Source organism: Undibacterium sp. GrIS 1.2, from assembly GCF_040544435.1.
Classification (GTDB): Bacteria; Pseudomonadota; Gammaproteobacteria; order Burkholderiales; family Burkholderiaceae_D; genus Undibacterium.
The window spans coordinates 110,783-128,154 of record NZ_JBEONP010000006.1; the positions used below are offsets into that span (position 1 = coordinate 110,783).

The window sequence follows — 17,372 nt, forward strand, 5'->3', positions numbered from 1 at the left end:
TTTTAATAAATTATGGGGGAGTATAGGTAATTTCTACTTAATGTGCTCCTCCGGCATCGATTGGTGCAGACGACTTTTTCGGTTTGGTGATCCATACCAGCGCAATTAGCGATAAGAACATAAACGACGATAAGTAGAAAATATCCGTCGCCGCCATCGTGCTTGCTTGTATTGACATGGTTCTGTCTATCACTGCCCACGCTCCCGTTTCTGGCAGACCTTGTTGCATTAACGCTTGCATGCTCTGAACAAACGCGGGATAGTTGCTGCCCGTATGTTCAGTCAATTGCGCATGGTGCAAGGTGGTGCGGCTATCCCAGATGGTGGTTGCGATGGATGCGCCCATACCGCCGCACATGATACGTACAAAGTTAGATAAGCCAGACGCCGCCGGAATTTTATCTGGCGTTAGACCCGACAAAATAATCGAGGTCAGCGGGATAAAGAACATCGACATCGCTGCACCTTGAATCAAGGTTGGAATCAGCAAGGTCATCGTATCCACATCTGTTGTAAATTGTGCCCGCATATAAAAGACCACGGCAAATAAAATAAACGCTGTAGTGGCTACTTTGCGCGCATCCAGTTTTGGTAAAAACTTACCGATCAGCGGTGACAAGATAATCGCAAAAACACCGACCGGCGCCATCACCTTGCCTGCCTCCGTCGCGGTATAGCTAAGCTGTGTTTGCAGCCATAATGGCATGATTACCAGGCTGCCAAAGAACAAACCATAGCCGACAGAAATCGCTACCACACCACCGCTAAAGTTGCGTCCTTTAAACAGCGACAGGTCAACGATAGGATGTTCTTCTCCAAGCTCCCAGATCACAAAATAGATCAGACCAACTGCGGCAATTACGGCTAACAAAATAATCTCGCCAGAGTTAAACCAGTCTAATTCTTTGCCTTTATCTAACATCACTTGCAAAGAGCCAACCCAGATCACGAGCAAGCCTAATCCGACGACGTCAATTGGCAGTTTTTTAATTTTGGATTCGCGTGTTTTATAAATCGACCAGGTTGTCCATGCCGCGAAAAGTCCCACCGGAATATTGATGTAAAAAATCCACGGCCAAGTGTAATTATCTGAAATCCAGCCCCCAAGCAAGGGGCCCATAATCGGTGCGACGAGCGTCGTCATCCCCCATAAGGCAAGCGCCATCGAACTTTTGGCGGGTGGGTAACTGCCAAGCAGCAATGATTGCGACAAAGGGATCATCGGGCCGGCGACCGCGCCTTGCAAAATACGGGCAGCAATCAGCGTCTCGATATTAGGAGCCATGCCGCATAGCCAGGACGAGATAACAAATAACAGGATGGAGGTGGTGAACAAGCGCACCTGCCCAAACCGATTCGTCAAAAAGCCAGTCAGGGGAACCGAGATCGCATTCGCCACCGCAAAAGAGGTAATGACCCAGGTACCTTGCTGCGGCGAGACCCCCATGTTGCCGGAAATCGCCGGGATTGAGACGTTTGCGATCGATGAATCCAACACGTTCATAAACGTGGCCAGTGACAACACTAAAGTGCCCAGTGCTAACTGAGCCCCTTTTAATGGTGGAAAAGGCGCGGCAGTGGCAGAAGCAGAAGGCGCACTACCTTGCGGTGCGCTCGCCCCTTCCGACCCGTCCGATGCAGAGGTAGACGTGCTCATTACAGCTTCTTGCCCATGTTGTTGAGGATGATTTGTGCGATACGATCATCGGCTTCTTTGCCACTTTGTTCAAATACCGTCGTTTTGTAATTAGCGGTATTGCGCAGCGGTGCGCTACCTGCAACCGGGCTACCGTTTTGCTGTGAGATATCCACTTTGACTTGCATGGACAAACCGATGCGCAGCGGATGCGTGGCTAATTCTTTCTCATCTAAGGCGATTCTGACCGGAACCCTCTGAACGACTTTAATCCAGTTACCGCTGGCGTTTTGCGCAGGCAATAAAGCAAATGCAGAGCCGGTACCAGCGGATAAGCCAGCAACTTTACCGTGATATTCAACATCAGACCCATACAAATCGGACTCTAAAGTCACGTCTTGTCCTATGCGCATGTGGGCTAATTGCACTTCTTTAAAATTAGCATCTACCCATAAAGAGTTTAACGGTACGATCGACAACAACGGTGCGCCAGCAGCGACGCGCTGGCCGACTTGTACCGAGCGTTTAGCAATGTAGCCTGACATCGGCGCTGGTAAGCTGGTACGGGCATAGGCCAGATACGTCTCACGCACACGCGCTTCTGCGCGCAATACGTTTGGATGTTGCTCAATATTGGTACGATCAGTCAATACACTGTTAGATGCCAGTTGCTCACGTGCCGCCAGCAAGGCTGATTCTGCGCTTTGGACTGCTGAACGGGCATGATCAACTTCTTCTGAGGAAACGGCACCCGTGCTGACCAATTGCTGACGACGGGCCAGATCGGATTTTGCACGTTCTACTTCAGTCAGACGTGTGCTGACATTGGCTTGCAAGGGCGCATTGTTGGCAAATAACACTCGGACTTCGCGGACTGTTTGTGCCAGTTGTGCCTCGGCCTGATCAAGCGCTACTTTGGCATCTGCACGATCGAGTTCTATCAGTGGCTTGCCGACTTGTACCAACTCGGTATCGTCAGCATGAATTGCCAATACCGTACCTGCGACTTGCGGCGTTACTTGCACCACGTTACCTGCGGCGTAAGCATCTTCTGTATTCTCAAAATGACGTCCGACAGTGAACCACCAAAAGGCATAGACAATCGCGACGATGACCAGCACAATTGTAACGATAATCAATAAGCCACGACGTTTTTTGCCCGGTGGCGGTGTCGTTGCCGAAGTTGCTGAGGTTGCTGCTGGAGTTGTAGTTGTGGCGTTAGTGCCATTATTAGTAACGGGCGCGTTCATTGTGCGGCCTCCGAGTGAATGATTGATTGAGCGTTATTATTTGATGCTGCACTTGCCGGTAGTTGGGATAGCTGAAGTTCTGGTGCTATCTCGTAACCGCCTCCCAGTGCTTTAATTAAATTGATTTGTAAATCAGCACGGCGTACCTGTAGTTCTAATGAAGATTTTTTCTGTAAGACATAAATATTTTCAGCGACTAATACTGGCAGGACATTCGCTGTGCCAACACGTTGGCGCTGCTGTGCCAGTTTGATCGTTTGCTCTGCCGCTTTTTCTGCATTTTTTTGATTACTTTTTTGGAGCTCTGCTGTTTTCAGCGATTGCACTTGATCCGCCACTTCACGCAGGGCATCTGTCAGGCTTTGGTTGTAGGTCGCTACTGCACCGTCATACGCTGCCACCCGGCCTTTTAACTGCGCACGCAAAATGCCGCCCTCAAATATCGGCAAACGGATTGCAGGGCCAGCGCCAACGATGCGGCTGCTACCTTGCAATAAATTAGTCAGACCAAGACTGGAGAAGCCGGCAAAACCAATTAGATTGATATTCGGATAGAACTGGGTTTTTGCTGTGTCTATCTCGCTTTGCATAGACTCGACTCTCCAGCGTGCCGCGACAACATCGGGGCGACGACCAAGGAACGCCAACGGCAATTCGCCAGGCAATGCCGTATTCATACTGGGATTAAATCGTGGACGGGCGATAGCTTGGCCACGCTCAGGCGCTTGCCCCAGCAATGCTGCTAATTGATTGCGAGTGAGCGCGATGGCTTCTTGCCACTGGTTGATATCCGATTGCAGATTCGCACTTTGCAATAAGCTTTGCTGGATATCGGTATTGTTATCCAAACCTGCCTTCACGCGTTGGCGTGTGATCTCATCAAACTTATTCCGTATTGCCAGTTGTTGTGTGCTCAAATCGAGTTGCTCGTATTGACGCAGCAACTGCACCCAGGCATGCGCTACTGCGGTACTCAGCATTAAGCGGGCACTTTGTTGCTCTGCCAAGGCGACCTTTTCTTGCGACAGAGCAGTGCGCATTTCGGCGGAATGCTTACCCCAAAAATCCAGGTCGTAAGAAAAATTCAACGCTAGCTGGTTATTTGTTTCTACAGCGCCGGCGAGTGGCGGCGGAATTAACCCGTTCTCAGTAAAGCGCTGGTAGGTACTGTCAAAACTTGCGCCAACACTAGGTAATTCATTGGCGCGCGTGGCTTGTATCATGGCTCTGGCACTGGCAACACGGGCAGCCGCAACTTGTAGACTCGGACTATCGGTAATTGCGGCGTCAATTAGGTCTTGCAAGGCTTGTCCGCCAATATCTTTAGCCCAGTTGGCATTGAGCCATGCTGCATTTTGCATTGCCGTTGCGCTGGCTTTATCGCCGGACTCAAACGACTTCAACTTGGCATCGCTTTGTATACCACTAAAATTGGCGCAAGCGGTGAGCAAGACAAAGACGCTACTGGCTAAGCCCAGTCGTATCGATGCTTGTCTTTGGAATGGAATTTTCATGATTTTTATTGAAATAGAAAAATAATGTTTGTCAGGGCAATGATTATTTGGGAACTGCTGTTTGCTCTAATAAAGTTCTGTTGGCTAATAATTTTTTGAGTAAGCTTCTTAAAAAACCAATTTCTTCCGGGCTAAATCCCGTAAACCCGATATTTAAAACATCGTTATAGATGCCGGGTAAATGCTGCACTAATTCATGTCCGGCTTGCGTCAATTCCAATTTAAACAGACGTTTGTCGCTCTCGTCTGTAACGCGTACGAGTAAGCCTTTTACTTCTAACCTGTCTAGCATGCGCTTCATTGCACCAGCATCGATAAAAAGATCACGTGCCAGCTCGGCGGCGGTCTCACATTTACCGGTTGCTAGCATCATAAATACGCTGGACTGGGCATGTGTTATCCCTAGTTTTGATACCGATTCATCAACTGATTTTGACAGCATGGTTTTCGCGCGAGAGATGAGATAGCCGAGGCTTTCTTCAACCTGATACACGTCGAGCGGAAAAGTGGAGGAGGGCTGAGCCATATTTTTGATCAATTTCTGGATGAATTAGTTGCCTGGGCAAGATTTTATATCAAGAAATATTTTCTTGCTTGGCGTTACTAATTTGGCGTTGCTGATCCTTGTGCTGATCCTTGTCTACTAACGATGCTGCGCCGGGACTTCAAAACGTCTAGTCTTCTCAGTTTTACTGGAGTGATGGTTTATTCAGGGAGAGTGATTAAATCTATTTATATACTATTAGGTAGTATATTTAATCGTCCATATAATCATTGGACAGTAGAGCATATTTTAAAAAAATGGCGGGGAGTATATGAATTTCCCTTTCCTTCTAAATTTGTGGGCATAAAAAAATCGGTGCATATTGAATGCACCGATTTTTATTTTTTACTTAAGCGTTCGCTAGTCTTTTGCTAAAGCTTATTTAGTAATGACCCGATTGTGATCTACAAAATTTCACTCGCATGATCTGCCAGACGAGAACGTTCGCCACGCGCCAAGGTCACATGACCGCTGTGCGCCCAGCCTTTGAAGCGATCAACCACATAAGTTAGCCCGCTGGAACCTTCGGTCAGGTACGGTGTATCGATCTGTGCGATGTTACCCAGACAGATAATCTTTGTGCCCGGTCCGGCGCGAGTGACCAAGGTCTTGACTTGTTTTGGCGTCAGATTTTGTGCTTCGTCGATAATCAAAAACTTGTTCACAAAAGTACGGCCACGCATAAAGTTCAGCGATTTGATTTTGATCTTGGAGCGTATCAAATCCTGCGTTGCTGCCCGTCCCCAGTCTCCTGCGTCGTTGTCTGATTTATTTAGCACTTCCAGATTGTCGTCAAATGCGCCCATCCACGGCGACATTTTCTCTTCCTCTGTACCTGGTAAGAAGCCAATATCTTCGCCGACCGGTACGGTTACGCGGGTAACGATGATCTCATTGTAGGTTTTGCTTTCTAGCACTTGCGCTAAACCTGCCGCCAGCGCCAGTAAAGTTTTACCTGTACCTGCTTGTCCCAGCAAGGTGACGAAGTCACATTCTGGATCCATCAACAAGTTGAGCGCAAAGTTTTGCTCACGATTACGAGAAGTTACGCCCCATACGCTATGTTTGGCATGACCATAATCACGCAAGGTTTGCAATACAGCAGTCTTGCCGTTGATTTGACGCACATGACCATAAAACGAAGACTCGCCGTTTTTCGGTTCCAGATAGACAAATTGATTGACCAGCAAACTAGGAATAATCGGCCCGGTAATGCGATAGAACGTGGTGCTCAGACCGTTCTTATTTTCTTGCCAGGTCTCGATCCCTTTGCCGTGCTTGTTCCAGAAATCATCTGGCAGTTGCACGATGCCGGTGTACAGCAAATCAGAATCTTCCAGCACATGATCGTTGAAATAATCTTCTGCCGGCAAACCCAAGGCGCGTGCCTTTATCCGCATATTGATGTCTTTAGAGACCAATACGACAGGACGACCTGGTGTTTCTGCCTCTAACGCGCGCACCACAGCCAAAATCTGGTTATCTGCTTTACCTTGAGGCAAGCCTTGTGGCAATGCTGCGCTTTGCAATTTGGTCTGGAAATACAGGCGACCTTTGGCGTCTTTATTCCCTAACTTGGAAAGCAAGATACCTTTTTCAATTTCGTGATGATCAATATCGCCAACCAGAGCGTCAAGTGAGCGCGATACCTGACGTGCATTGCGTGCGACTTCTGACATGCCTTTTTTATGATCATCCAGCTCTTCCAGAGTGATCATAGGCAAGTACACATCATGCTCTTCAAAGCGGAAGAGCGATGACGGATCATGCATCAGTACATTGGTGTCGAGTACAAATAATTTTTTTACGCCCGACTTATCCGCCGCCCGGCTAGTACCTGACTTGACACGATGTTCGTGTGCCGATGAGCCAGTTTTAGGCACTGGTTTTTCAGTCGCTTTTACATTAATTTTTGTCGGGCTAGCCTTGGCTTGAGTTTCTGGTATGGCCGTTTTAGCTATAACAGGATTCTTAACCGGAGCGACTACATTGGTCTTAATCGGCGTGGCTGCTGGTGCACGGCTAGCGGTGTTACTTACGGCGTTACTTGCTGCAGTTGTCGCTACCGGGCTCAATCTGGTTTCCGGTTTGCTAGCGGGTTTAGTGACATTTAAAGACTTGGTTTTATCTGCTTTTGAATAATCCTTTGGGGACAGCAGAGCCGCAGGTTTTGTCGGCATTTTGGGCAGGGGCATTAGGACCTCTTCTAAAAGTGTGAGAGCTTAAAAGTCAAAAAGCCGCTATGGATGACGCCGGATTAATCCGGGACACTTCCATACACGGCTTTTTCTCGAAGAAAATTTTTGATTTCAATTACTGGTTTGCGCTCACAAATTCCAACACTTCATCAACATGTCCAGCTACTTTAACTCCTCTCCATTCTTTCACTAATTTACCGCTGCCGTCAATCACAAAAGTGCTGCGTTCGACGCCGCGATGTTGTTTGCCGTACATACTCTTCATTTTCATGACGTCAAACAGATTGCAAACGGTTTCATCCGGGTCAGAAATCAATTCAAATGGCAAACCCAGTTTGCTTTTAAAACCTTCATGAGAGCGCAGACTGTCACGGCTTAAGCCAAAAATTTCGGTATTGGCTTGCTGGAAACTGTCGTATAAATCTCGGAAAGCCATACTTTCTGTCGTACAGCCGGGAGTATTGTCTTTTGGGTAAAAATAAATGACAACATTTTTTCCAGCAAAATTACTGAGCTGGAAAGTTTTATCATTTGTCATCGGGGCAGAAAAATCGGGAACTTGGCATTGCAGTGCTGATGGGCTATCGGCCACGGTGATCTCCTGAGATAGGTTGAATATGTGCTAAATGAGAAGCTTAAATTAGACACTTAGATGCGAGGCATTTAAATGCGAGACACTTAGATGCCGCCCTGAGTCAATTCGGGTCAGCATCAATTCAAGCAAAGAGTCGGACTGAGGCGCCTGGAAATTACTACTGTGCTACTTGCTAGGCAGTAATGCGATCAATTCTCCCGATCGTCCCGGCAGTTCAGCCCAAGTAATCGGACGCACCGGCAAAATATCGTTTTTGATGGCGTCATGATATGTCGCCATGGAGATGCAATCGTAACCCTGCTCGCGCCAACCCTTTAATAATTGGTCAAAGATGGGGGCAAGTTTCTGTCCTTCAAGTTCTGCATGTAAGGTAAATACATGATTTCTTGGCGTCGCCGTTAATTTAAGTATGTTAGCGGCGATATTTGACTCATTGATGACTACGCCGTCAATTTCTCGCCCTAAAACTTCATCCAAAGTTGGGAGCGTGGTCGGCATTTGCAGACAGGCGAAGGTTTTGCCATTCGACTGTAAGCGATACGGTCCAGCTGCGGGATCAGTCAAGCTGCCGTCGTCATTGAGCATCGCACGACCGTCTGAAGCATAGGCAATACCGAATTGGTCTAACTGAGCAAACGCATCCGGATTCATTTGCCAGCCAGCCGCACCATGCGTCTTTGGTACTTCGCCAAAAATCTGTGTAAAGCGCGCATACGCCTGCTGCATCTGGCTCTGGGTCCAGGCTGCATCGCGTTGGCGCACATTGTCGTGCCAGACCACGTGATCCCAGGTGTGGATGCCACATTCAAAGCCAGCTTCCTTGACCGCACGCATTTCTGCGGCACAGTCTTTGCCGATATCCGGCGCGGGCAGAAACACGCCGTACATCAAAGTCTTGATGCCATAGTGTTCAACTACCGAGGTGCGGGATACTTTTTTGAAGAAGCCGGGGCGAAATGCGCGTCGCAATGCCCAGCCAGTGTGATCTTTGCCTAAAGAAAATAGAAAAGTCGCACCGGCTTGATGTTGTTTTAAAAGGCGTACCAGGTTGGGTACGCCTTCTTTTGTGCCGCGATAGGTATCGACGTCAATTTTGAGAACGATGCTTGGCATTGGTACTGGATTAGTCCATCAATGCGCGGGCTTCGGCGACTTGCCCACGGTAAGCATCAAAAATATTGCGCATAGTGTCTTTCATATCTGTCGTCGGCGCCCAGCCCAGTTCTTCACAGGTGTTGGTGATTTTTGGTACGCGGTTTTGTACGTCTTGATAACCTGCGCCGTAATAAGCACCTGAGGTTGTTTCTGTCAGTTGTACTTTTTTCGCTGTTTCTGCATATTCCGGGTACTCAGCGGCCAACGTCAACATCATGTGCGCGAGTTCGCGGATAGAGAAGTTATTGGTTGGATTGCCGATATTGTAGATTTTCCCACTGGCAATGCCATCTTTATTGGCGATGATACGCATCAAGGCGTCGATACCGTCGTCGATATAAGTGAATGCACGTTTTTGCGCGCCGCCATCTACCAGAGAAATATTTTCGCCACGGACGATATGACCAAAGAATTGCGTCACAACGCGTGAGCTGCCTTCTTTTGGTGTATGAATAGAATCCAAGCCAGCACCGATCCAGTTAAAAGGACGGAACAGTGTGAAATTCAAACCTTCCATGCCATAACCCCAGATCACTCTATCCATCAGTTGCTTGGCGCAAGAGTAAATCCAGCGTGGTTTATTGATCGGTCCGCAAATCAGTTCTGATTGTTCTGGATCAAATTCTTCGTCATGGCACATGCCATACACTTCAGACGTCGATGGAAATACCAGATGTTTGCCGTATTTAGCTGCGGAGCGGACGATAGGCAAGTTGGCTTCAAAATCCAGCTCAAACACACGCAAAGGCTGTTTGACGTAAGTGGATGGGGTCGCGATGGCGACTAATGGCAAGATGACATCGCATTTTTTAACGTGGTATTCAACCCATTCTTTATTGATGGTAATGTCACCTTCAAAAAAGTGCATACGTTCGTGATTGATCATGTCGCCCAAACGCTCGGTTTGCATATCCATGCCATAGACATGCCAATCAGTAGTTTCCAGGATGCGCTTGGAGAGGTGATGGCCAATAAAACCGTTCACGCCGAGAATGAGGACTTTTTTCATGGTGATTTCTTTAGTTAAAATTTGATTTACTTATTATTCTTGCCGACCGTTTTTTGATTATGTCTGCTTCATTGGATTGAACCAATTTTAAGCCTTGATGGCAGCTTCCAAAACTTCAGGGGAAACCACTTTGCCATTGGATAATAATTCAATAATCGATAGCGCGCGACCGTCGCCGCAAACGCCAAAGATAGCATTATCCACTACACATAAGCCTGTCGGCAAATCAGATCTATTGTTAGTAGGAAAGTTTGTTGATAAACGTGCTTTTCCGATAACATAAGTCTGACCATTCAATTCGGTAAACGCACCGGGGTAGGGTGGAGCAACGGCTCTGTGCAGGTTATACACCTGCTGCGCAGTGTGTTGCCAGTTAATGCGACCATCTTCTGGCTTACGTCCACCGAAATAACTTCCCTGTGACAGATCGTTATTCAACTTAATTGCATTGCCTGCGAGCAGGCCGGGCAAAGCTGACCATAAGGTTTGTTCGGACGCGACCGTTAATTTTCCAAATACTTCAAACGCCGTGTCGTCTGGCAAAATCGGCACCATGGTCTGGGCGATGATCGCTCCAGCGTCGGGTTTAAGCGCCATTTCATGCAGTGTTGCCCCCGTTTCAGTTTCGCCATGCAGAACTGCCCAATTGACTGGTACACGACCACGGTATTTGGGTAATAAAGATCCGTGCAAATTATAGGCACCGCGTTTTGCCAGCCCTAATAGTTTAACGGGCAACATGTTGCGATAATAGAAGCTGAAAATAAAATCAGGCGCGATAGCTGCGACTTGCTGATGTAATTCAGCAGACTTTGGGTCGGTTGGGGTAATGGTCGGTATGCCGTGTTCTTTGCAAAGCGCAGCGACCGATTCAAACCAGATGGTCTCAGCAGGATTGTCTTCATGCGTCACAACCAGCGCGATGCTGATACCGCGAGCTAATAAGGTTTTGATACAGCGAACACCGACGCTATGGTAAGCAAAGACAACGGCAGTCGCATTGGCATTGGTGGCGTCAATGCCAGTGAGATTGTTATCTGTCATCTCAGTTGGTCTCTGAAACATCATTGCCGGTATGTTCTAAAATTGTTTGCACCACATAACGTGGGCGACCGCGTACTTGTTGATAAATACGACCAACATATTCGCCAAGCAAACCAATGCCGAACAGAATCACGCCCATCATAAAGAAAGCGATCGCAAATAGCGTGAATAAGCCTTCTGCTTCCGAACCCAAAATAAAGCGACGAACTAAGAGCAAAAATACCAGCAGGGCAGAGGCGGCTGACAGCACCATCCCTAGCATAGAAAACCACTGCAAAGGCATAATAGAAAAGCCCGTCATCAAATCAAAATTCAGGCGGATCAGGCTGTAAAGTGAATACTTGGATTCGCCAGCAGCGCGTTCTTCATGCTCCACCGTGATTTCGGTCGGATTACGTGAGAAAGTGTACGCAAGGGCTGGCACGAAGGTATTGACCTCACTGCATTGATTGATCAGGTCGATCACATTGCGACCATAAGCACGCAGCATATTGCCTTGATCGGTGATTTTGATACGGGTGATTTTTTCGCGGAAGCGATTCATTGCTTTGGACGCGTAGGTACGCCATGCCGAGTCCTGACGTTTGCGGCGGATAGAGCCAACGTAGTCATAGCCCTCGCGCATCTTGTCGACCAGAGCACCAATTTCTTCAGGAGGATTTTGCAGATCGGCATCGAGTGTCACAACAATCTCGCCGCGAGTTGCCTGAAAGCCTGCCAGTATCGCCATGTGTTGGCCGTAATTACCGCTAAATAACACGACGCGAGTAACATCGGGACGCAGCCTGAACTGGTCTGCCAGCATCAATGCCGTATTGTCGCGACTGCCATCATTGACGAACACGATCTCATAGCTAACACCACGCGCAGCCAGCGCATCCAGCGCAGGATATAGCCGAGCGTACAACTGCGGTAGACCGGTTTCTTCGTTATAAACAGGGATGACGACGGAGAGTTCTGGTTTCATCAATCGGGACTCAAAATTAGGAAAGGCGAGATTTTACCGCAGAGACGACGCGTTCTACGTCGGCTTCGGTCATGCTTGGGAATAATGGCAATGTGACGATCTGCTTACCAACACGCTCTGCGATCGGGAACATGCCATCTGTAAAGCCACGAGCACGATAATAGCTGAACAAATGAATAGCACGGTAGTGATAACCGAGGCCGATGCCCACATCCATCATTTGCTGCATAAATTCGCCACGATTGACGCGTTCTGGCAAAACAATATGAAACATATGCCAGTTGCTGTTTTCAAAATCTGCGACCGGTAATTCTGCGCCTGTTTGTGCTTCGAACTCGCTGCCAAATGTCGCAAAATAATACTGCGCCAGCGCTTTGCGCTTTGCGTTGAACTCTGCCAGATGCTTCATCTGCCCAAGACCAATCGCGGCGGCAATATCGGTAATATTGTATTTGCCACCAAGCACATCAACATCGATACCATCCAAGCCGCTGCGGGTGACGCCTTGTAATCGATATTTTTCTGCCAGGCGGGCTTCTTCTGCATTATTTAAGACCAGGCAGCCACCTTCGCCAGTCATGATGTTTTTATTGACCTGAAAACTGAATGAGGCAAAGTCGCCAAAGGCACCGATGCGCTGACCTTTCCAGGTCGAACCAATGGCTTGCGCGGCATCTTCGACCACGCGCAGATTATGTTTTTTTGCGATTGCATACAGTTTGTCCATATCGCAGGGCAGGCCGCACATGTGAACGGGGATAATTGCCTTAGTGCGTGGCGTAATCGCGGCTTCAATTTTATCCAGATCAATATTGTGACTGTGTGGATCAATGTCGACGAATACTGGCGTAGCACCGACTTCGATAATTACGTTGGCGGTAGCAACCCAGGAATTTGGGGTCGTAATTACCTCGTCACCCAAGCCGATGCCCGCAATACGTAAAGCGATTTCCATCGTACACGTGCCCGAGTTATAAGTGCGTACTGGTCGACCACCAAAGTACTCGGACAATTGCGCTTCCAGCGCCTGCACATTAGGACCGCTGGTCAACCAGCCAGAACGCAAGACATTACCGACAGCGGTAATCGTCTCTTCGTCCATGGTGGGTTTTGTAAATGGCAAGAAGGGCAGTGCTGTAGTCATTGCTGATTCCTTTATTTATATACTGGGATGGAGTAAATTTAATCGTCCAGAGATTGTCTGGGCAATAAGGGGTATTTATCGGCATACTCCCCTTATTTTTTAATTTACCTTCAAATTATGTTGATTTTTAGCGATGCTTTAGCTTTTTACCAGCAAAGCGACGCCAATGATAATGATGCCAATAGCGAGGATGCGTTGCAGCGACATAACCTCGCCTAAAAAGTACCAGGCAAAGAAGGCATTTACGACATAGCCGATAGACAGTAGCGGATAGGCGATAGTGACGTCGACCCTGGACAGGCCGACAATCCACACTAGCACTGACACCACGTAGCAAGTGAGGCCGCCAATGATAGGCAACTGTGTCGCCAGTTTTAAGCCTATAGGGAGCCAGTTTTCTGTTGTTAAATGGATAGCACCGACTGCTTTGGTGCCTTGTTTAAGAAGTAATTGTGCAAAGGCATTTAAAAAAATGCCGGTCAGAATAAAACCAAAAGTGCCGATGTTCATATTATTGTCTTGTTCCTGTAGTCGGATTAGCTGGATTAATTGGATTGATTGTCTTACTTTGTCGTTTTATTTATTTAGTAAGTATATTTGACACAATAACGCGTTTTGGATCTTCTGCAATGACGCGCATCGGCACTCCTTGTTTTACAAAAGCCTGATAAATATCGGTACGTAGAATTGCAACATCTGCTTTGCCACTCAGGCTGTCTTCACGCCATTTTTTTACGAAATCTTCACGCTTGGGTATCCATAGCTCGGGTTGTATTCCGAGTCCAAACGCCATCTCGTCTGGGTGCTCCACCAACGTGACCGTCCGTTGCAAATAGAAAGGTAGTGATTGCTCATAGCGACCCACTGCGAAAATCTGTGTAGCAGGCGTTAATTCTGCTTGTATCTCAGCAATATGTTGCAATCCCGCGCCATAACGACCTAATGGCTCATGTCCTAGAAACAGCGCTTGCCAAGCAAAAAATCCTGCTGTCGCCAAAGTTATAACTGCGGCATCTTTATTCCGTCCAACAAAATAGCTCGCTAGTATTCCGCCAGCAAAAGCAACCGCCGCGGCCGCATAAACCCAAGGTTGGTAAGCTTGATAAAGAGGGATTTCATATGCGTCATTAGTGAGGCCTCCAACTTTACCAGCAAAAATTAAACCAGCCAGTCCGATCAGTCCAAATAAGCCTGTTGCTATGCGCAACGAAAGGATAGATGTCCGTTCCAACTGCACCGCGACGAGCAAAGCCAGCGCAGGGAAAATTGGCAGAATATAAGACGGTAATTTTGATCCGGAAATGCTGAAAAATACAAAGATAAAGACTGACCAGATCAGCAACATCTTTTTAGGCTGAAAATTTTCCCCTATCGTTTTCTCACGCAAGCCCGACCAAAGACTTTGTAGCAACAAGCCCAGCCAAGGCATGATTCCCAGTATCAGGATGGGAATGAAGTAATACCATGCGCCTTCACGGTGATGGACTTTGCTGGTAAAACGCTGAAAATTTTCGTGGATAAAAAAGAAATAGGGATGCTCGGGGTTTTTTTGCCAGACCAAAATAAACCAGGGAGCAGTGATCAAGAAAAAGACGATCAAGCCTTTACCCAAATGCAGACGTGTCCAGAGCGCCCAATCACGCGTTACCAAGGTATAAATGACGAGTACAGCCCCCGGCAAGACCAAGCCAATCGGTCCTTTTGACATACTCGCCAACGCCATCCCGACCCAACACAGCAACATGCCATAACGCTGTTCACTAGCACTAGCGTTGGTTTTTTGCGCTAATAGCAAACCGCACAAGCTCAAGGTCATCATGCCGGACAAGCCCATGTCTAGCGTATTGATATGACCTAGACCAAACCATAAAAAACTGGAACCCAAAACCAGCGCAGTACTGATACCCACCCGACGGTTAAATACTTTGGCGCCGGTATAAGCGGTTCCTGCAACTCCTAACAAACCGCATAATCCAGTCCACAATCTGGCTTGCCATTCGCCAAGACCAAAAAGTTCAAAACTGATGGCGTTCATCCAGTTTTGCAGTGGTGGCTTCTCAAAATATTTAATGCCATTTAAACGTAGCGTAATCCAGTCGCCGGTAGCTACCATTTCGCGCGCCATCTCGGCATAACGACCTTCGTCCGTTGGCACCAAAGTTCGTGCACCCAACATATACAACCAGAGCAAGGTAAAAACAATCGCGATCAGCCAAAGCGTAGCGGGGGAGTCGTAAGGCGAGCGGCTTGGTTTCATGCAGATTCCATAATCAAGGCCAGAGCGACTTTGCGCCCCTCTGCCATCAAAATATTATAGGTGCGGCAGGCAGCTTGATTGTCCATGCATTCGACACCGATGCGCTGACTCGTCAATACAGAGATTAATTTAGGATGGATAAAACGCTGACGTACACCCGTGCCCAAAATCACGACATCGGGCTTGGTCGCATTCACCTGCGCAAAATCGTCGGCAGTTAAGGAATCAAAATGCGTAACATTCCAAAGTGCGGGAGCGACTTCGGGTAAAACGATCAGACTATGTTCAAAGCGCTTGGCATTAAATTCCACGCCTTGTTGATCGTAGGCAGTGACAGTCTGGTATTGCTGAGTTTGAGTTGAATGTAGCTTCATGGATGCAGGCGTAAGTCTCAAGATTGGCGCATTGTAGCTTTTTTTCTCAAAGGCTGGCGCATTCTGCCATTGATATCTCATACTCGACTGATCACATGGGTTTATCCAATCAATGCCCTGTAATTTTTGTTAAAACTCACCAAAAGCAAACAAAATTAGACAAATTCTCGAAACGAATTGATAAAACGGTGTTCATTGGGCAAAATGCACAATCCGGCAGTGCAGCAATCAACGATAGATTGACTGAGGTGATCCATCAATGAACTATCATCTTGCAGCCTCGCACCAATTTAGACTTATTTTATAGAGGATTGCATCAGTGCGACCCGTACAAAAATCACAAAAATTAGCAGACGTCTGTTACGACATCCGTGGCCCCGTCATGGAAAAAGCCAAACAGATGGAGGATGAGGGACATAAGATCATCAAACTGAATATCGGCAATCTGGCCGTATTCAATTTTGATCCTCCTGATGAAATTGTTCAGGACATGATACTGAACATGCAAAATGCTGCAGGCTATACCGACTCTAAAGGGATGTTCGCACCGCGTCGTTCGGTCGTGCATTACACCCAGGAGAAACATATCCGTGGTGTCACTATTGAGGACGTCTATCTCGGTAATGGCGCGTCTGAGTTGATCGTGATGAGCATGAATGCTTTGCTCAATTCTGGCGATGAGGTCTTGGTGCCAGCGCCGGATTATCCTTTGTGGACAGCCGCAGTCAGTTTGTCTGGCGGTAAACCTGTGCACTACGTCTGTGACGAAACCGCGGACTGGATGCCGGATATAGACGATATCAAAAGTAAGATCACGCCGAATACTAAGGCGATCGTTGTCATCAATCCGAATAATCCTACCGGTGCTTTATATCCGGTTGAAATTTTGCAGCAAATCGTTGAAGTCGCCCGTCAGCATCAATTGATCGTTTTTGCGGATGAGATTTACGATAAGACTTTGTATGACGAAGCGACACATACCTCAATCGCATCGCTAGCAGACGATGTCCTGTTCTTAACCTTAAATGGTTTGTCCAAAAATTACCGCTCTTGTGGTTATCGGGCAGGCTGGATGGTGGTCTCTGGCGAGAAACGTCATGCCAAAGATTACATTGAGGGCTTGAATATGCTCGCCTCCATGCGTCTATGCGCGAATGCGCCCGGACAATTTGCAATCCAGACAGCCCTTGGTGGCTATCAAAGTATCAATGATCTGGTCGGTCCTGGCGGTCGTCTGTTAAAACAACGTGATCTGGCGCATAAACTACTGACCGATATTCCCGGTGTGACTTGTGTCAAACCCAAAGCCGCTTTATATATGTTCCCTAAACTTGATCCTAAGATGTATCCGATCAAGGATGATCAAGAATTTATTCATGACTTGCTCACCGAGCAGCGGGTCTTGCTGGTACAAGGAACAGGATTTAACTGGATACATCCAGATCATTTCCGCGTCGTGTTTTTACCTAATTCCGATGATTTGACGGAAGCATTCGGGCGAATTGCCAGTTTTCTGGAGGGTTATCGCAGACGTCATGGTACGAATTAGCAAGGCTTGTTTTTATAGCTTGTTGGTAAAGTTTATTCATAAGAGGTTCTTGCAAAACGAAACACCGGAGAGTAATTTTATTGCGAGAAGCGCAAAATAGATGAGAAAGGAGCGGCCATTTCTGGCAAGATGAAAG

15 protein-coding genes are annotated in these 17,372 nt (G+C 47.5%); 1 reads left to right on the top strand and 14 read right to left on the bottom strand.

Annotated elements, in window-relative coordinates; translation table 11 throughout:
* Positions 1 to 37: 37 nt before the first annotated feature.
* The 14 genes from AAKU61_RS04200 to AAKU61_RS04265 all read right to left on the bottom strand — a co-directional run bounded on the left by AAKU61_RS04200 (position 38) and on the right by AAKU61_RS04265 (position 15,687).
* Positions 38 to 1,657, bottom strand: a complete 1,620-nt coding sequence (locus tag AAKU61_RS04200) for a DHA2 family efflux MFS transporter permease subunit (RefSeq protein WP_354329905.1) — start codon at positions 1,655 to 1,657, stop codon at positions 38 to 40.
* The gene (locus tag AAKU61_RS04205; RefSeq protein WP_354329907.1) at positions 1,657 to 2,886 is read right to left on the bottom strand and encodes an HlyD family secretion protein; all 1,230 of its coding nucleotides are present in this window, start codon (positions 2,884 to 2,886) and stop codon (positions 1,657 to 1,659) included. The genes AAKU61_RS04200 and AAKU61_RS04205 overlap by 1 nt, the downstream gene beginning before the upstream one ends.
* A complete protein-coding gene (locus AAKU61_RS04210; RefSeq protein WP_354329908.1) occupies positions 2,883 to 4,400 on the bottom strand; it encodes an efflux transporter outer membrane subunit in 1,518 nt (505 codons plus the stop codon). Before AAKU61_RS04210 ends, AAKU61_RS04205 begins: the two co-directional genes overlap by 4 nt.
* 43 nt (positions 4,401 to 4,443) lie before the next feature.
* Positions 4,444 to 4,926, bottom strand: a complete 483-nt coding sequence (locus tag AAKU61_RS04215; protein WP_322119196.1) for a MarR family winged helix-turn-helix transcriptional regulator — start codon at positions 4,924 to 4,926, stop codon at positions 4,444 to 4,446.
* 422 nt (positions 4,927 to 5,348) lie between these two features.
* Positions 5,349 to 7,139, bottom strand: coding sequence for a PhoH family protein (locus tag AAKU61_RS04220; protein WP_354329910.1), 1,791 nt, complete (start codon positions 7,137 to 7,139; stop codon positions 5,349 to 5,351).
* 118 nt (positions 7,140 to 7,257) lie between these two features.
* Positions 7,258 to 7,734, bottom strand: coding sequence for a peroxiredoxin (locus AAKU61_RS04225; protein WP_322119194.1), 477 nt, complete (start codon positions 7,732 to 7,734; stop codon positions 7,258 to 7,260).
* Between the two features lie 168 nt (positions 7,735 to 7,902).
* Entirely contained in the window at positions 7,903 to 8,850 is a 948-nt protein-coding gene (locus AAKU61_RS04230) for a polysaccharide deacetylase family protein (protein ID WP_354329912.1), read from the bottom strand.
* A 10-nt stretch (positions 8,851 to 8,860) separates the two neighbouring features.
* Positions 8,861 to 9,901, bottom strand: a complete 1,041-nt coding sequence (locus AAKU61_RS04235; protein ID WP_322119192.1) for a bifunctional UDP-4-keto-pentose/UDP-xylose synthase — start codon at positions 9,899 to 9,901, stop codon at positions 8,861 to 8,863.
* Positions 9,902 to 9,988: 87 nt separating this feature from the next.
* On the bottom strand, positions 9,989 to 10,945 hold the full coding sequence (locus AAKU61_RS04240) for a formyltransferase (protein WP_354329914.1): 957 nt from the start codon (positions 10,943 to 10,945) through the stop codon (positions 9,989 to 9,991).
* A gap of 1 nt (position 10,946) precedes the next feature.
* Positions 10,947 to 11,912, bottom strand: a complete 966-nt coding sequence (locus AAKU61_RS04245; protein ID WP_354329916.1) for a glycosyltransferase — start codon at positions 11,910 to 11,912, stop codon at positions 10,947 to 10,949.
* A 16-nt stretch (positions 11,913 to 11,928) separates the two neighbouring features.
* Positions 11,929 to 13,056 (bottom strand): DegT/DnrJ/EryC1/StrS family aminotransferase, encoded by a 1,128-nt coding sequence (locus AAKU61_RS04250; protein WP_354329918.1) that lies wholly within the window; start codon positions 13,054 to 13,056, stop codon positions 11,929 to 11,931.
* 138 nt (positions 13,057 to 13,194) lie between these two features.
* On the bottom strand, positions 13,195 to 13,566 hold the full coding sequence (locus tag AAKU61_RS04255; RefSeq protein ID WP_354329920.1) for an EamA family transporter: 372 nt from the start codon (positions 13,564 to 13,566) through the stop codon (positions 13,195 to 13,197).
* Positions 13,567 to 13,636: 70 nt separating this feature from the next.
* Complete coding sequence (locus tag AAKU61_RS04260; RefSeq protein WP_354329922.1) at positions 13,637 to 15,313, bottom strand: glycosyltransferase family 39 protein; 1,677 nt, start codon at positions 15,311 to 15,313, stop codon at positions 13,637 to 13,639.
* Positions 15,310 to 15,687 (bottom strand): Mth938-like domain-containing protein, encoded by a 378-nt coding sequence (locus AAKU61_RS04265; protein WP_354329924.1) that lies wholly within the window; start codon positions 15,685 to 15,687, stop codon positions 15,310 to 15,312. The genes AAKU61_RS04260 and AAKU61_RS04265 overlap by 4 nt, the downstream gene beginning before the upstream one ends.
* 319 nt (positions 15,688 to 16,006) lie before the next feature.
* Between AAKU61_RS04265 and AAKU61_RS04270 the strand changes: the two genes are divergently transcribed.
* Positions 16,007 to 17,236 (top strand): pyridoxal phosphate-dependent aminotransferase, encoded by a 1,230-nt coding sequence (locus AAKU61_RS04270; protein ID WP_322119185.1) that lies wholly within the window; start codon positions 16,007 to 16,009, stop codon positions 17,234 to 17,236.
* Positions 17,237 to 17,372: the final 136 nt, after the last annotated feature.

What these genes read in the sequence shown, in the direction of transcription:
- AAKU61_RS04230 (WP_354329912.1), bottom strand. Translation starts at nt 8,850, where the DNA reads ATGCCAAGCATCGTTCTCAAAATTGACGTCGATACCTATCGCGGCACA.
- AAKU61_RS04205 (WP_354329907.1), bottom strand. Translation starts at nt 2,886, where the DNA reads ATGAACGCGCCCGTTACTAATAATGGCACTAACGCCACAACTACAACT.
- AAKU61_RS04265 (WP_354329924.1), bottom strand. Translation starts at nt 15,687, where the DNA reads ATGAAGCTACATTCAACTCAAACTCAGCAATACCAGACTGTCACTGCC.
- AAKU61_RS04220 (WP_354329910.1), bottom strand. Translation starts at nt 7,139, where the DNA reads ATGCCCCTGCCCAAAATGCCGACAAAACCTGCGGCTCTGCTGTCCCCA.
- AAKU61_RS04210 (WP_354329908.1), bottom strand. Translation starts at nt 4,400, where the DNA reads ATGAAAATTCCATTCCAAAGACAAGCATCGATACGACTGGGCTTAGCC.
- AAKU61_RS04250 (WP_354329918.1), bottom strand. Translation starts at nt 13,056, where the DNA reads ATGACTACAGCACTGCCCTTCTTGCCATTTACAAAACCCACCATGGAC.
- AAKU61_RS04255 (WP_354329920.1), bottom strand. Translation starts at nt 13,566, where the DNA reads ATGAACATCGGCACTTTTGGTTTTATTCTGACCGGCATTTTTTTAAAT.
- AAKU61_RS04235 (WP_322119192.1), bottom strand. Translation starts at nt 9,901, where the DNA reads ATGAAAAAAGTCCTCATTCTCGGCGTGAACGGTTTTATTGGCCATCAC.
- AAKU61_RS04215 (WP_322119196.1), bottom strand. Translation starts at nt 4,926, where the DNA reads ATGGCTCAGCCCTCCTCCACTTTTCCGCTCGACGTGTATCAGGTTGAA.
- AAKU61_RS04245 (WP_354329916.1), bottom strand. Translation starts at nt 11,912, where the DNA reads ATGAAACCAGAACTCTCCGTCGTCATCCCTGTTTATAACGAAGAAACC.
- AAKU61_RS04260 (WP_354329922.1), bottom strand. Translation starts at nt 15,313, where the DNA reads ATGAAACCAAGCCGCTCGCCTTACGACTCCCCCGCTACGCTTTGGCTG.
- AAKU61_RS04240 (WP_354329914.1), bottom strand. Translation starts at nt 10,945, where the DNA reads ATGACAGATAACAATCTCACTGGCATTGACGCCACCAATGCCAATGCG.
- AAKU61_RS04200 (WP_354329905.1), bottom strand. Translation starts at nt 1,657, where the DNA reads ATGAGCACGTCTACCTCTGCATCGGACGGGTCGGAAGGGGCGAGCGCA.